Consider the following 14,551-nt stretch of genomic DNA (forward strand, 5'->3'; position numbering starts at 1 on the left):
ACAGCCTGGCAAAATACCGGACTGTGGTTTTTCATGTTTTATTGGATTATGGATTAGTTACTAACCGGCTGATGAGAAGCGATCTGCCCCTTCTTCTTTTTGCTCTCCGGAATCAACACATTCAGAAGAACAGTAGCCAGCGCGCCAACAGTAATACCAGACGAAAGAATGTAGTTTACGAAATCAGGTACATTTGCCAATGCATCCTTTGGCAAAACAGTAACAGCCATCGTCATCAGAATCGGCAGGCCAATGACCATCATCGTGCGATCATCAATGGAAATGTTTTGGATGACTTTAATTCCGTTTGCTACAATCGCCACACAAACAATCCCGAAAATACCGTTGATGACTGGCTCGGGAATACAGGTAATTGCTGCAGACAGCTTTGGAACCAAGCCCAGTGCAATCAGAATAATGCCTCCTGCCATGATCGCCATCCGGCTGCCAACACCAGTTACTGCAATCAGACCCGCATTGGAGGAGTAACCCGTAGTTGGTGTACCTCCGAACAAAGCCCCTACGAAGCATCCCAAGCCCTCGCCCATCGCACCTCGATTCAGACGCTTCTCTGTCAATTCACTATCTGTCACCGTAGAAACGACAAACCATGTTCCTGTTGTTTCAATCATGATGATCATGTACACAAACAACATCGTCAAAACAGCGCTAAGATCAAATACTGGAGCGCCATATGGAAAGAGCTTTGGCAAAGAAAGCCATGATGCTTGCGCTACCGCACTGAAATCTACCGTTCCGAAATAGGCAGCGGTGAGCGTACCTACCAAAATCGCGATCAGAACAGACACCAGTCTAAAAAATGCTCCTGCGACTTTGGCTCTAGTACCAAGAAGCATGCAGATCACGAGAACACCCGCCGAAACCGCCGCGATAAATATATTCGTCCAAATATCGCCTGGCGCACGATAAATGTTGCCCATTCCTGTAGGCATCAACGAAATTCCTACAATAATAATGACTGTTCCCCCTACCAGCGGAGGAATAAACTTGCGAACGCCTTTTGCAAACCATTTGAGCGGATATCCCAAAAGCGCCATGATCAGAGCACCTGGAATCAAGCTGCCCATCATCGCAGCCATACCGAGCTTGCTGCCGATAGCCGCAAGAGCACCGATTGGTACGTAAGAAGGACCTTGTACAACAGGCAGGCGCAAGCCGAATCCGGTCTGGATCAACGTACCGATACCAGTCGCGAGAAAACACATTTGAATGAAAAAGGAAGTACTAGATGAGTCCATGGTAAGTAATCCAGCAATAATAATCGGAGCAATATACAAGTCCATAGCCAGCACATGCTGCAATCCAAGCAAAAACGCCTTACCCACGCTAATTTTGTCATCGACGCCTACAACAAGCCCCGTGCTTTCGCGATGTTGTTCCACTTTCTGATGGCCTCCCAGGATTCATAATTACGAATAACGAACATTATATCGCAGATTATAAGTCATAATTCCTAAATAACGCAACTATTATCAAACGAAAACCGGAAAACAATTTGTGAATGTTCGTGTTTTAGGTTGACTTGTCTTCCTTCAACCCGCTACAATGAGGGTAGAATCGAATGTAGAGAAACCAACATCCTCTTAAAGGAGTGTCCGATAGATGATCGTGCAAGATGCCGTACTGCGTAATGAGTGGATTGTCGCCTGTCGTTCGACGGATGTCCTAGACCGTCCGACCCAGGTCACCATTATGGGGGAGCGGATCGTGTTATTCCGCAACGAAGAAGGAATTCATGCGTTTAAAGACCTCTGTATTCATAGAGGCGCCGCCCTGTCACTGGGCTGTGTCCGAGATGGCAAGCTGGTTTGCCCTTATCATGGTTGGGAATACGAATCCTCTGGCGCCTGTGTGAAAATCCCGCAGCTGCCTGAAGATCAAGCGATTCCCGGGAAAGCCCGCGCGATTCCGTATGCATGTGTAGAGCGTTACGGCTTCATCTGGGTCAATCTCAGCAACCAATCGCCAGAGTTTTTTGCCTTGCCTGAGTTTGATGACGATGGCTACCGCAACGTCATCTGGGGTCCGCAAACGGTGAACGCCAAGCCGCCGCGTGTCGTGGAAAACTTCCTGGATGTCGGGCATCTGGCCGTAGTTCACGAGGGTTACCTCGGTGTTTCTACTCACACAGAGATTGGTGATTATCGTGTACATCGCGATGCGGACGGTGTGATTCGTACAGATGAAATCGCGGTCTTCCAGCCTGATCCGGATGGTACAGGACAAGCCAAGCATGTGTATTACACCTATGAAATCATCCGGCCACTGACGGTTAAATTCACCAAGCGCGACCAGGAAAATGGCAACAAAATGTCGATCCTGTTGACCGTAATGCCGCTAAACGAGCATGAAACGGTCGCTTACGGTGTCCTTTCTTTCAACTATGAAACCAATCTGGCAGACGAGGAAATTACCAAATTCCAGGACCTGATTTTCGCCCAAGACAAACCGATCGTAGAAAATCAAAAGCCGGAAGATCTCCCTCTCGATCTGCAAATCGAGCTTTCACTCAAATGCGACCGTGCCAGTATCGCATATCGCCAATACTTGACTGAGATGGGCGTCAAGCTGGGCACAGCCTAAGCACTCCTCTTCGCCCTTATAGAATAAAGGTAAGCAAAAGGACCCACGAGCCATTTTCAGGCCAGTGGGTCCCTCTTTGTATTCATAAAAGCTATAAAATTGGCGACAGCAATCTTGTCAATGACTCCTGCATACGCGAGCGCATCGGTCTGTTCAAATATTCATCGGTCGTGATTTCCCGGCAATCGGCCAAATCCGCGATGAACAATTCCTCCAGCTCCTGCGCCATTTTCGTATCATACAGAAACGCATTCGTTTCAAAATTGAGCTTGAAGCTGCGAATATCCACATTAGCAGTACCTACAGATGATAGCTGCGTATCCACAACCAATGTCTTGGCATGCATAAAGCCTTTTTCATACAAAAAGCAGCGCACCCCGCTCTTCAACAGCTCTCCCAGGTAAGAATGAGTGGCCCAGAACACCATCAAATGATCCGGACGTCCAGGAACCATCACACGTACATCGACGCCAGACATTGCTGCCATTTTGAGCGCGGTCAGCATACTGTCATCAGGGATGAAATACGGCGTTTGCATGTAAATTTTCTTGCGTGCCTTGTAGATCATCTTTAAATAGGCATGCTTGATTTGCTGTTTTTCCGAGTTGGGACCACTCGATACGATTTGCACACCAATTTTCCCTTCCAGTTCATTCATTTCCGGGAAATAAGCGAACGACTCGTGTATTCTTTTCGGCGCGGAGAGGTTCCAATCCAAAAAGAAACGAGCCTGGAGCATGTACACTGCTTTTCCTTCGAGCTGCAGGTGAGTGTCTCTCCAATAACCGAGCTTTTTGTCTTTGCCCAAGTATTCATCCCCGATGTTAAAGCCGCCGATGAAGCCTACTTTTCCATCCACGATCGTCAGCTTCCGGTGGTTGCGAAAGTTGACCCGGAAATTCAGAAACGGAATCGATGACGGGAAAAAGGAGACAACTTCTCCCCCTGCCTCTACTAATGGTCGGAAAAAACGGGAAGGGATGCCTGCGGAGCCAACTGCATCATAGAGCAGCCTGACTTCCACGCCTTGCTCCGCCTTTTTCACCAACAAGTCGATCAGCTTCTTGCCCAGCTCGTCATTTCGAATAATGTAATACAGCAGATGTATGTGCTCGCGTGCGCCTTCAATCTGCTTGAACATAGCATCGAAAAATCCGTGTCCCTCATAAAATACTTGTAGCGTATTATCCTGGGTATAGTAAGCACCGTCGCTCACCACATTCATGTAAATCATGTCCCGATGCCTCTCCATCGCAGGATCATTCACGCTGAAATCGCCTTGCTCCAGTTCATGCTTTTGTTTATCAACAGCTGCCCGGAAATGGGAGAACTCCCCTTTATTCAACCGATACAGCTTCTTTTTCGTTAAGCGCTGGCCAAATACCAGGTACAAAATAAATCCAACCCCCGGTAAAAATAGCAAAACCATTAGCCAAGCCCAGGTAGCCGCAATGTTGCGTCGCTCCATAAAAATGAGGACAGCGGCCAAAATCAGATTCCCTATGGATATGACCGCAAATATTTTCTCCAGCAACAACATCACACCACATCCGCCCTTAGGATATCCCCCATTTTACACCATTTGTTTACAGGATTCATCCTTGGCTGCCGAAGGGATGAATTACTTGTTCAAAAGCTGTCCGCTTTTCATAATCAGCTGGTCATCGAGATAAATGTCCGGTTCCTTCACGACGAGGTCAATATGAACCCCTGCCACGATCGTGCCACCGAATGTATTATTGCTACCAAACGCCACGTGAATCGTTCCGTACACCTTTTCGTCTTCAAGCACGACTCCTGTAATGCGAGCCTTGTCATTGGTACCGATCCCGAACTCACCGAGCATGCGTCCATCCTGGTCACCTAAAATTTGCAGCAAGCGCTCACCAGAGGCTCCCTCTGCATTTGTAATACGTCCGTCTTGCAGCGTTAACAATAGAGGCGTATCAATTTTGCCGATGCCAGAGATCGATCCATCTACGAGAATTTGGCCTTCAGCTGATCCCTCTACAGGTGCAATATACGCTTCTCCTGACGGCAGATTGCCCGACTCTCCCGGATTGACGTACATCCCAGTGCTTGGTACGCCATTGCGGCTCGCAATGGAAAAGCTGAGTGCTTTCCCTGCTTTTTCAATTCGCACCGTGCTAGCCTTTGTCAGCATTTTCGTTACTTGCTCAGTCAAGACTTTGACCTGCGCGTAATCAGCCGAAATCGCACCCTCCAGGAACATATCCGCAGTAATTCCTGGCATCGTAGCCAGTCTTGTTCCGTTTGCTGCTGCTTCCTTACGTGCTTTTGTATGGGTCAAGGAGTGCTCCGTCGCACAGATAACTACATCAGATTGCTTCATAGCCTCTGCAACAGCCACAGGCGGCTCCTGTCCCGACTTTTCCCGCTCCTGCATGATCATGAGCACTGCCTCTGCACCAAGCTGCTTGCCAGCCTCCCAGAGCGCTTCTCCGAGCTCACGCTTTGGCTCGTCAGCTACAACCAGAAAAGTCTCTCCCGCTTTCAGAGCCATACAATTGGTCAATATTCCTTTGCTTGTTTCTATCAATTTCACGATTCATCATCCTTTTTTCTTTCTGTAGAACACTAGCTCTCTATCTTTGATTATGTCCACCTTTGCTTACTCACATTTCTCTTTCTTTCGTTATTTTGCGCAACTACTCCTGCAAAAGAACTATTTAACGAAATTTTCTTGATTTTCGCTACAAAACAAGTATGATGGATATAACAAATACATACGAAGAAGACGATGGGGTCTTTTTCTGCGCAGGGGTGATTTTTTGCGTGGAATGAGCCCTTTTTTGTATTGCCGGGCTTTTTTCCAAACAAAATGAGAGCGTTTACAAAAGAGAAAATCTGACAACTGATTTAAGTAGAGACAAGGGGATGACACGAATGTTACACGTTCAAGCAAAACGTCACTTTTGGTGGGTAAGCCTGCTGCTTATCGTAGCCTTGTTCGCCACACAGGCAACGATGCCAGCAAATGCGGCTACCACTACTGCACAGGTGCTCGACAAGGGGAAATGGGCACCGGCAACCTATAAAGCTGTACAAGAGCTCATCGATAAAAACGGGGTAAACAGCCCTTCCTACAATGCTGCAAAAAAACCGTATGCCGTTTTTGACTGGGACAACACAAGCATCATGCATGACACCCAGGAAGCACTATTTGTTTATCAAATGCATCATCTCGCCTACAAGCTGACCCCAGAGGAATTCGGCAAGGCAATCCGTACGAATGTACCAGAGGGGCCTTTTTCTGAAGGCTATAAAAACGTGGACGGCAAGCCTGTCACCCTCGATGCGATTGCAACTGATCTGGTAGCAGATTACACCTACCTTTATCAAAACTATAAGGGCCTCAAAGGGACAAAATCGCTGGAAGAAGTAACTGCAACGGAGCAGTTTGCCGATTTCCGCGCGAAGCTGTATTTCCTCTATGAAGCCATTAACGATACTCACAGCAACTCAGTTGGCTATCCATGGGTACTCTACCTGTTCACGAACATGACGATTGATGAAGTGCACAAGCTCGCAGAAGTGTCCAATGATGCAAGTCTTGGCATGGCAATCCAAAAGGTAACCTGGACAAGCCCGAAAGCTTTGGCAGGAAAAGCAGGTGTCATTACGGCTTCCCATACAACCGGGCTGCGCCTGACCTCTGAGGTAGCCAACCTGATGAATACCCTTCGCTCAAATGGAATTGACGTGTATGTCGTATCTGCGTCCCTAGAGGATGTCGTACGTGTCTTTGCTACGTTGCCGAAATACGGCTACAACCTGCCTACGGAAAACATCATTGGCATGCACTTGGAAACGAAGGATGGCGTGATCCAAAACAAGTACCAAACGAACTACCCAATCACTGTCGGTCATGGCAAAACAGAAGTAATCCAGTCTGTTCTGGAGAAAAAATATGGACATGGCCCGATCCTCATCGCTGGCGATAGCAACGGCGACTTCGAAATGATGACGGAGCTGAAAAGTGTTAAGCTCGCCCTGGTTATCAACCGTGTCAAAGGCGGCAAAATTGGACAGCAGGCGATGAAAGCTGCTGAGCAATTAGGAAAAACCAATCCTTCTGTCGTACTCCAAGGTCGCGATGAAAATACAGGAATGTGGATTCCAAACGAAACGACGATCAAGCTCGGCAAAACGGAGCCTGAGCTGTTGGCAAAATAACCAGCATGACCGTAACGAAAGAACCGTCCAACTGCAATTGGGCGGTTTTCTTTGTTTTCTTCCATCCAAGCGCTGTGATACCATCAATAAAAAGTATCCGATGCTTCAACCACTCCGTAAAAATTGAGAGGTGTTTGGTATGGGAAAATTATTTTCATCCATACTTCCCGAGCATGAAGGCTTTATTAAGCAGCAACACATTTTTTTCGTCGGCTCCTCCCCTTTGCAGGAGGACGGACATGTGAACATCTCGCCAAAAGGCTATGATGTTCTGCGTATTTTTTCTCCCACACAAGTTGCTTATCTGGATCTAACAGGCAGCGGCAATGAGACAAGTGCGCATCTGGAAGAGAATGGACGCATCACCCTTATGTTTATGGCTTTCGAAGGACCTCCGATGATTATGCGGCTCTATGGAACAGGGCGCGTGATCCTTCCGAGCATGCCTGAATGGGAAGAGCTGTTTCAACATTTTGAACCTTTTCCTGGCGCCAGACAGATCATCACCGTCGATGTACATGCTGTGAAAACGTCCTGTGGATACAGCGTACCTTTCTACTTGTATTCAGGAGAACGGACGACCCTGCAAAAATGGGCCACTCAAAAAGATGAGCAGCAGCTTGCCGCCTACCATCGGGAGAAGAACACCACCACCATGGACGGACTGGTAACCCCTTTGGGTAAACAGCTACTCGGCTCAGACAACGAATAAAAGCCTCGCCATCTATCCTGGCGAGGCTTTACCCATGCTATTGTATTACTGCATAGCCACTTTCATAACCGCGCGTACAGAATCAGCAGATTTGTCCAAAGCCGCTTTTTCCGCTGCCGTCAGATCGAGCTCAATGACCTTCTCGATGCCGTTTGCACCAAGCAGTGTCGGTACGCCCAGGTAGAGGTCGTTGTAGCCGTATTCGCCTTGGAGATAAGCGATGGACGGCAGGATGCGCTTCTTGTCCTTCAGAATCGCTTCCGCCATCTGGACCAGAGCAGCTGCCGGAGCGTAATAGGCGGAGCCGTTTCCAAGCAGGCTGACGATCTCTCCCCCGCCCTTGCGCGTTCTCTCTACGATTGCATCCAGACGGTCTTGAGGGATCAGCTTATCCAGAGGAATTCCGCCAGCGTAGGAATAACGCAGAAGCGGTACCATGTCGTCACCGTGTCCGCCAAGTACAAATCCAGTTACGTCCTCAACGGAAACGTTCAGCTCCATCGCTACGAAGGTACGGAAACGAGCAGTATCGAGCACACCGGATTGACCGATTACGCGGTTTTTTGGGAAGCCAGATGTTTTGTAGAACGTGTACGTCATCGCATCAACCGGGTTGGAGAGAATCAGTACTGTAGACTGTGGTGCATATGTTTTTACCTGCTCTGCTACCGAGCGCATGATGGCCGCGTTGGTCGCTACCAGGTCGTCGCGGGACATGCCAGGCTTGCGTGCAATACCAGCCGTGATGATGACAATATCAGAGCCTTCGATATCTTTGTAATCGGAAGTTCCCGTGATAGTAGAATCAAAGCCGAGTACAGGGGCAGACTCCATCATGTCGAGAGCCTTCCCTTTGGTTGGGTTCTCCAGCTGTGGAATGTCTACGAGTACGATGTCAGCCAGTTCTTTTTCTGCCAGGATAAAAGCAGTTGTAGCTCCAGTAAAACCACTACCAATAACCGCTACTTTTTTTCTACGAAAGGTCATGATGATTCCTCCTCACGATTTTCCTATCTTACAAGACCAGCTTCACTCCGCTTGCCTTTTGCTCCAGCATTTTGGAGAGAATCGTACCGATATGTGCTCCTGCCTCAATAGGAGACGTCCCTTGGCGGTGGATATTGGAGATTACCGTACGCTCTGACTCCACCATCCCTTTACGTGGACGATAGCACATATACGCACTCATGGAATGCGCCGTAACCAAGCCTGGACGTTCCCCAATCAAAAGCACCAGTACCTCAGGCTGCAGCAGCTCTCCGATGTGGTCCATACTCGCTACGCGGCCGCCTTTGACAAAGAACGGAGTACCACAGCTCAATCCGTAGCTTTTGAGAGAGTCAGTCAAGGATGGAAGCACGTCACGCAGGTTTGCGTCCACTGCACTGGCACTGAGTCCGTCTGAGACGACGATTTGTACCTGTGGCTTCTTTTGGCAGCGCTCCTGGAGTAGACGCACGCCTTCTTCGTTAAGAATGCGTCCCATGTCCGGGCGCTTCAAATAATTTTCGGTATTGTCATATTGCGTTTCTACCGTGAACATAGAGAATTCGTCGAGCAGCGCCTGACTAACCTCACCGTATACGGCGTCAACTGCAGCCGCATGGTCACGACGCAGCTGAAGCATCGTTTTGGTTAGCGGTCTAACGCCAGTACGCCATACACCGATACGGGCAGGCGTGCTGTCCAAAAGCTCGTTTAATCCTTCCTGCCATTTCGGGTTGGGTACATGCGCCGTTCTTTCCGGTTCTACTGGCAAAGCCAGCTGCTCACGTACAGTAGGAGAAGCGGCTTTTTGCTCCGCCTCCATCTGTGGTGCGGCAGGTGCTTCTGTCTTGTGCGTCCCGGCTGGTGCGGTCTGTCCCATTTCCCCCAGCTTCTTTTGCAATTCAGCTACTACCTTGTCTACTAGAAAATCCAATTGTTGTTCCATCCGTATGTCACCTCCCCTTCTTACATGAAGATTGTCGGATCGCCCGCGATTGAAGTCAGCTTGCCATTTTCCATGATGCCCATCTTCTCCAGCCACTTTTCAAAAGCTGGTGCTGGACGCAGACCAAGCACTTCACGGAAAGCCGCGATATCATGGAAGCTGGTCGATTGGTAGTTCAGCATGACGTCGTCCGCCATCGCTACACCGATCACAAAGTTTACGCCTGCTGCCGAAAGCAGGATGCCGAGATTGTCCATATCGTTCTGGTCGACCTTCATGTGGTTCGTATAGCAAACGTCACAGCCCATTGGGAGTCCGTGCAGCTTGCCCATGTAATGGTCTTCCAGTCCAGCACGGATAACCTGACGGCTGTCGTACAAATATTCAGGTCCGATGAAGCCAACTACCGTATTGACGATAAACGGGTTATACTTGCGAGCCAAACCGTAGCAACGCGCTTCCATTGTCAGCTGGTCAATGCCAAAATGCGCTTCAGAGGAAAGCTCAGAGCCTTGGCCCGTCTCAAAATACCAGAAGTTCGGCCCGTAGGAGGTACCTTCCTTGCGCATCAGCTCATCCGCCTCATCCAACAGCGCGACGTCGATACCGAAAGCATTGTTTCCTTTTTCGCTTCCCGCCAAGCTTTGGAAAATCAGGTCAGCTGGTGCGCCCTGGCGAATCGCCCGCATTTGGGTAGATACGTGAGCCAGTACACAGTTTTGCGTCGGAATATCGAACTTATTCATCACGTCTTTGGTCATCGTCAAAATGTCCTTGACGCTGTCCGCAGTATCAATAACCGGGTTGATCCCGATAACGGCATCGCCAATACCGTAGCTGAGTCCTTCGTACAAAGCAGCCTTGATGCCCTGTACATTGTCAGAAGGATGGTTTGGCTGCACGCGTGCCGCCAGTACCCCTTGCTGACCAATTGCTGTGTTGCAATGTGTAATGTTGCGAATCTTGGCTGCCGCCGTGATCAGGTCCAGGTTGCTCATAAGCTTTGCAGTAGCTGCAATCATTTCACTGGACAAGCCTCTGCTGATGCGTTTGATTTCACTGTCGCCAGCCTTGTGGCTCAAAATGTACTCGCGCAGCTCTGCAACGCTCCAGTTTTTGATTTCGTTGTAAATCTTTTCGTTAATACCTGCTTCAATTACCCGGGAAACCTCATCCTCTTCTGGCGGAAGCATCGGGTTATTGCGAATGTCTGCGAGCGTAAGATCAGCCAATACTTGCTTGGCAGCCACTCGCTCTCTCGAATCCGCAGCAGCAATACCTGCCAGCTGGTCACCCGATTTGTCTTCATTCGCTTTCGCAAATACTTCTTTTAAATCACGGAATTGATAGGTCTGTCCAAGCACAGTCGTTTTCGTGTTCATCGCGTCCACCCCTTCTTACGTTACGGCCTTTCATCGAAAGCGAGCGTTTTTACCACGACCGGAATAATCGTTCCCGAAATAGGCTCTCCCAGGTCGATGTAATCGCCATATTCTACACGCACCTGATCGATACAAATTATCTCCGGTGCTCCTTTGCATCTGAGCGCCAATGCCTGACCAAGCGCTTTTGCCATATCCGTTTCACAAATGACTACCATGGTCTTGCTCTCGGTAAATGTCTGTCGGTATTGATCGGCCAGTTCCTGTGCGATTGTCTGAAGCAGCGCATAAGAACAGTAGCCAATACCCGAAATCGCCAAGGCAAACGGAATTCCCGCCGTCTTTTCAAACAGACGCTCTCCCATGCCATACACCGATGCTACTTCTTTGCGCAATTGCTCTGGGTCCGTCAATTGCTCTGATGTCAGCTCCAGCTTGAGAATCGGAATGTTCTTGATCGGCAAAAGCTCTGGTTTGATATGGACTGTTGATCCACTAATCTCTGTGCTTTGCATCCCTGCACCAATTACTGTCGCCCGCACTGTCTGCTCAGGATCGAGCCATCGGACCGGATACGCTCCCTTTTCCCGTTCCTGCTGGAGGACGTATCCGAGGAGCGGACCAAAATCGCCGTACCGGCTAACATCAGCGATACTGTTCACTGGCCCCGCCGTCATGAGCTGTCCAACCCCACCGGAAACAGTGAGTTCATCGACTGGAAAAGCAGCCCGCAGATGCGGGCCTAGCACTAACAGCCCGGATACCTGGCGCTCTTTACCCGTCAAATAGTCCAGCATGCTTCTTGCCATTTGCTCTGCAACTTCCTTGATCTGTTCAAATCCGATTGCTTGCCCGGTCTGGATACGCAGCCCTTTGGCAGACAGCCACTGCGAAATGTTTGGAGAAACGTATTGGACTACTCCCTGTGGATCGAGGCGTATCAGTCGTCCACCAACATGAAACGTAACGGTCGCAATCGCTCTGCCTCTCGCAAAATACGCGGCATTCGCCGTTCCGCCTCCAATATCGACGTTAACGATCGTCCCTTGAAGCGTTTGGGAACGCTTTTCCGCACCTGCTCCCTTACCCGCCAGCACGCCTTCCAAATCGGCACCTGCCGTCGCCACGACAAAATCACCGGATCGCTCTGCCAGCAAATGAACAATATGCTGAGCGTTCTTTTTACTCGCTGTTTCCCCGGTAATAATAACCGCGCCTGACTTGATGGAAGAAAGGCTAATCTGTGCCGTTTCATATTCACGGCGCAGAATCTCACCGATGCCTTCTGCGTCAATCTCGTCAAATCCAAGCAGCGGTGTAGAATGGACAGCACTTGCGTAGAGCAGCTGCCTCTCTACAATTTGGTAGCGGGGCAGCGAAAAAGTGCTGGACATCCGTCCTAGTCGCAGTCGACTCACAATCATTTTGGTTGTGCTGGTTCCGACATCTATTCCAACGCTTTGGATCCATTGTTCATCCATATGAACCTCCTTGAACCATTGGCGTGCCTGACGGGGAGTACGAGAAAAAACGCTTGAACAGCCGGTTCCTCGCTTCCGGTCTGACTCAAGCGCCTTTGCTTATTCGTGCTATCCACTTGTCATGTTCGATCTAATCGTGCATGAGCAACCTCTAAAACGGTTACCTATGCAACCTAAGGCAAAAGCTCGTGCTCGCCGGAGAGGATTTCCTCTGCCAGCTTTACAAGTGGCATGCGCCGTTGCATGCTTACTTGCTGCAACCATTTATAAGCAGCATCTTCTTCCAGGGAAAGGGCGCTCATCAGCTTGCCTTTTGCCTTTTCCACTGATTTTCGATCCTCAATTTTTTGTTTCAAATCGCTGATATCCTTCTTGAGCGACACTACTTTTTCCTTCTGGCTCAAGGCGATTTCAACTGCGGGAATCAGATCATCCTCAGATACTGGCTTTACCAGATACGCGGTCACTCCAGCCTTTCTGGCATCCTGCACCAGCTCCTTCTGACTGTATGCAGTCAAAAGCAGGATCGAGCTGTCGGAAAAGGAACGAATGATGCTGCTTGCCTTGATCCCGTTCAAGACAGGCATTTTCACATCCATGATAATGAGATCGGGCTTGTGACGATGGGCGAGAGAGACAGCCTCTTCCCCGTTCTTCGCCTCGGCAATAACCTGATATCCTTCGTTTTCGAGCATCTCACGCAAATCCATGCGAATGATTGGCTCATCATCAACGACCATAATCTTCGGCTGTGTCATCTTCATCCCCCTTTTGGATCGGATAGAGAATCGTAACCTCTGTACCGTTTCCTGTATTGCGGAAATGCATCGTGCCTTCCAGGTCTTCCTTGACCAGCGTATCCACGATTTTCAATCCCAGATGGCCTTTTTTCAAAATTTGTTCCATGTCCTCGATGCCATTGCCATCATCAGTAACGGAGATGCTGACGAAGTCTTCCTTGGAGACGAGCGCGATGGAGATTTTGCCTTCATGCAGATTGCGAAACCCATGGATCATGCAGTTTTGAATCAATTCGGTAACGATCAGGGCAAATGATGTCGCCTTGTTTGATGGCAAGTAAACCGATTCGCCCGATACTACTACTTGTATAGCTTGCTCAGAACGTCTCATGGAGGAGACGATAATTTTCGATATTTTAGTGAGAATCTCTTTGAAATCAATCTGTTCCAGACCATCTTGTGCCAGATACTCGTGTATGATGGCGATGCTGTTGATTCGATTGATGCTTTCCCGGTATACCTTTTCAATCTCCGTTGATTGCGAGCGCCGCATCTGCAGTCGCAGCAAGCTGGAGATGGTTTGCAAATTGTTCTTCACGCGATGGTGAATCTCTTTAATAACAGCCGATTTGATCATCAGCTGCTTTTCTTTTTCCCGAATATCGGATATATCTCTCAGGAGAATGATTCCCCCGATGATGTCTGGCTTGCGAGCGGACGAAACCGCTTTCATCATGATAAAATGCTTTCCTCGTGACAGCTCATCCTGAATGTAACCCCCGTGTCTGACAAAATTCTCCGGGGAAACACGCCAGGAAAAAATCCGCTCAATGCTCTCTCCCTTTTCCGGCTTCTCAAAGCCGATCAGAGACAAAAGCTTGTGCGCACGTACATTGGCGTACGTGATCATCCCATTTTGATCAAACAAAATCATGCCTTCATGCAAAAGGGATGAAATCGGCATATCTGGAGCGGCAAACTGGATCAGAGTCTCGCTTAAATGCTCGGTGGTTTCCTTGAGCATTTCCACGTTTCTCTCCTGCTCCACCTGCTTGGAAATATCCTGCTCCGTTATCAACGTACCAATCGTTTCTCCTACCGCGTTTGTGATAGGAACTACGCTTTGCCGCATCACGACTTGCTCCTGTGATACACCGCGCGATCCGATCACTGGCTTTCCTGTTGTCAGGCAGTACATGACCGCAGGCTCGTTGACCGCTGTCGCCAGTTGCCCCACGACCGATCCACTATACATCGAACGAGCTGTAGAAGGCGTTGCCTGCGCGATGACAAGCGCTGAGCTACGGTCAATCGTCGGGCAGTCGATAAACATATCGGCTTGCGACAGATCAGCAAAAATCTGCAATTTGGCAGCCAGATCTTCAATGATCCGAATATCGTCCTCACTCAATGTTGTGGCAGCAATACACAGTTCTCGTATAGATTGCATGCATGTGAACCTCTTTTCACCTGCTTGAAATAGATACTGACCTCATTTTCTC

At 49.1% G+C, this 14,551-nt stretch carries 12 protein-coding genes; 3 read left to right on the forward strand and 9 right to left on the reverse strand.

The window, feature by feature from the left end; genetic code table 11:
- Nucleotides 1–53 precede the first annotated feature (53 nt).
- On the reverse strand, nucleotides 54–1,403 hold the full coding sequence (locus C3B52_RS03640) for a uracil-xanthine permease family protein (protein WP_103104745.1): 1,350 nt from the start codon (nucleotides 1,401–1,403) through the stop codon (nucleotides 54–56).
- Between the two features lie 220 nt (nucleotides 1,404–1,623).
- Between C3B52_RS03640 and C3B52_RS03645 the strand changes: the two genes are divergently transcribed.
- Nucleotides 1,624–2,604, forward strand: coding sequence for an aromatic ring-hydroxylating dioxygenase subunit alpha (locus C3B52_RS03645; protein ID WP_103104746.1), 981 nt, complete (start codon nucleotides 1,624–1,626; stop codon nucleotides 2,602–2,604).
- A gap of 91 nt (nucleotides 2,605–2,695) precedes the next feature.
- Here C3B52_RS03645 and cls read toward each other — a convergent pair whose 3' ends face one another.
- Nucleotides 2,696–4,144, reverse strand: a complete 1,449-nt coding sequence (gene cls, locus C3B52_RS03650; protein WP_103104747.1) for a cardiolipin synthase — start codon at nucleotides 4,142–4,144, stop codon at nucleotides 2,696–2,698.
- A gap of 81 nt (nucleotides 4,145–4,225) precedes the next feature.
- Complete coding sequence (locus tag C3B52_RS03655; RefSeq protein ID WP_103104748.1) at nucleotides 4,226–5,170, reverse strand: aminopeptidase; 945 nt, start codon at nucleotides 5,168–5,170, stop codon at nucleotides 4,226–4,228.
- A 341-nt stretch (nucleotides 5,171–5,511) separates the two neighbouring features.
- Between C3B52_RS03655 and C3B52_RS03660 the strand changes: the two genes are divergently transcribed.
- Complete coding sequence (locus C3B52_RS03660; protein WP_103104749.1) at nucleotides 5,512–6,801, forward strand: haloacid dehalogenase-like hydrolase; 1,290 nt, start codon at nucleotides 5,512–5,514, stop codon at nucleotides 6,799–6,801.
- 139 nt (nucleotides 6,802–6,940) lie between these two features.
- Complete coding sequence (locus tag C3B52_RS03665; protein ID WP_103104750.1) at nucleotides 6,941–7,513, forward strand: pyridoxamine 5'-phosphate oxidase family protein; 573 nt, start codon at nucleotides 6,941–6,943, stop codon at nucleotides 7,511–7,513.
- Nucleotides 7,514–7,558: 45 nt separating this feature from the next.
- On the opposite strand, the gene mdh is transcribed toward C3B52_RS03665, so the two are convergent.
- The 6 genes from mdh to C3B52_RS03695 all read right to left on the reverse strand — a co-directional run bounded on the left by mdh (nucleotide 7,559) and on the right by C3B52_RS03695 (nucleotide 14,499).
- Nucleotides 7,559–8,500 (reverse strand): malate dehydrogenase, encoded by a 942-nt coding sequence (gene mdh, locus C3B52_RS03670; RefSeq protein WP_103104751.1) that lies wholly within the window; start codon nucleotides 8,498–8,500, stop codon nucleotides 7,559–7,561.
- A gap of 28 nt (nucleotides 8,501–8,528) precedes the next feature.
- Nucleotides 8,529–9,446 carry an ethanolamine ammonia-lyase subunit EutC gene (gene eutC, locus C3B52_RS03675; RefSeq protein WP_103104752.1) on the reverse strand — a complete coding sequence of 306 codons (918 nt, stop codon included), beginning with the start codon at nucleotides 9,444–9,446 and terminating at the stop codon, nucleotides 8,529–8,531.
- 20 nt (nucleotides 9,447–9,466) lie between these two features.
- The gene (locus C3B52_RS03680; RefSeq protein ID WP_103104753.1) at nucleotides 9,467–10,828 is read right to left on the reverse strand and encodes an ethanolamine ammonia-lyase subunit EutB; all 1,362 of its coding nucleotides are present in this window, start codon (nucleotides 10,826–10,828) and stop codon (nucleotides 9,467–9,469) included.
- 20 nt (nucleotides 10,829–10,848) lie between these two features.
- The gene (locus tag C3B52_RS03685) at nucleotides 10,849–12,309 is read right to left on the reverse strand and encodes an ethanolamine ammonia-lyase reactivating factor EutA (protein ID WP_103104754.1); all 1,461 of its coding nucleotides are present in this window, start codon (nucleotides 12,307–12,309) and stop codon (nucleotides 10,849–10,851) included.
- A gap of 173 nt (nucleotides 12,310–12,482) precedes the next feature.
- A complete protein-coding gene (locus C3B52_RS03690) occupies nucleotides 12,483–13,073 on the reverse strand; it encodes an ANTAR domain-containing response regulator (protein WP_441299876.1) in 591 nt (196 codons plus the stop codon).
- On the reverse strand, nucleotides 13,039–14,499 hold the full coding sequence (locus C3B52_RS03695) for a sensor histidine kinase (RefSeq protein ID WP_103104756.1): 1,461 nt from the start codon (nucleotides 14,497–14,499) through the stop codon (nucleotides 13,039–13,041). The genes C3B52_RS03690 and C3B52_RS03695 overlap by 35 nt, the downstream gene beginning before the upstream one ends.
- Nucleotides 14,500–14,551 lie beyond the last annotated feature (52 nt).

Source organism: Brevibacillus reuszeri, assembly GCF_002897295.1.
GTDB classification, from domain to species: Bacteria; Bacillota; Bacilli; order Brevibacillales; family Brevibacillaceae; genus Brevibacillus; species Brevibacillus reuszeri_A.

Bases quoted from the DNA above. Each gene is read 5' to 3' on its own strand.
- mdh (WP_103104751.1), bottom strand. From the start codon at position 8,500: ATGACCTTTCGTAGAAAAAAAGTAGCGGTTATTGGTAGTGGTTTTACT.
- C3B52_RS03690 (WP_441299876.1), bottom strand. From the start codon at position 13,073: ATGAAGATGACACAGCCGAAGATTATGGTCGTTGATGATGAGCCAATC.
- C3B52_RS03695 (WP_103104756.1), bottom strand. From the start codon at position 14,499: ATGCAATCTATACGAGAACTGTGTATTGCTGCCACAACATTGAGTGAG.
- cls (WP_103104747.1), bottom strand. From the start codon at position 4,144: ATGTTGTTGCTGGAGAAAATATTTGCGGTCATATCCATAGGGAATCTG.
- C3B52_RS03665 (WP_103104750.1), top strand. From the start codon at position 6,941: ATGGGAAAATTATTTTCATCCATACTTCCCGAGCATGAAGGCTTTATT.
- C3B52_RS03680 (WP_103104753.1), bottom strand. From the start codon at position 10,828: ATGAACACGAAAACGACTGTGCTTGGACAGACCTATCAATTCCGTGAT.
- C3B52_RS03685 (WP_103104754.1), bottom strand. From the start codon at position 12,309: ATGGATGAACAATGGATCCAAAGCGTTGGAATAGATGTCGGAACCAGC.
- C3B52_RS03660 (WP_103104749.1), top strand. From the start codon at position 5,512: ATGTTACACGTTCAAGCAAAACGTCACTTTTGGTGGGTAAGCCTGCTG.
- C3B52_RS03645 (WP_103104746.1), top strand. From the start codon at position 1,624: ATGATCGTGCAAGATGCCGTACTGCGTAATGAGTGGATTGTCGCCTGT.
- eutC (WP_103104752.1), bottom strand. From the start codon at position 9,446: ATGGAACAACAATTGGATTTTCTAGTAGACAAGGTAGTAGCTGAATTG.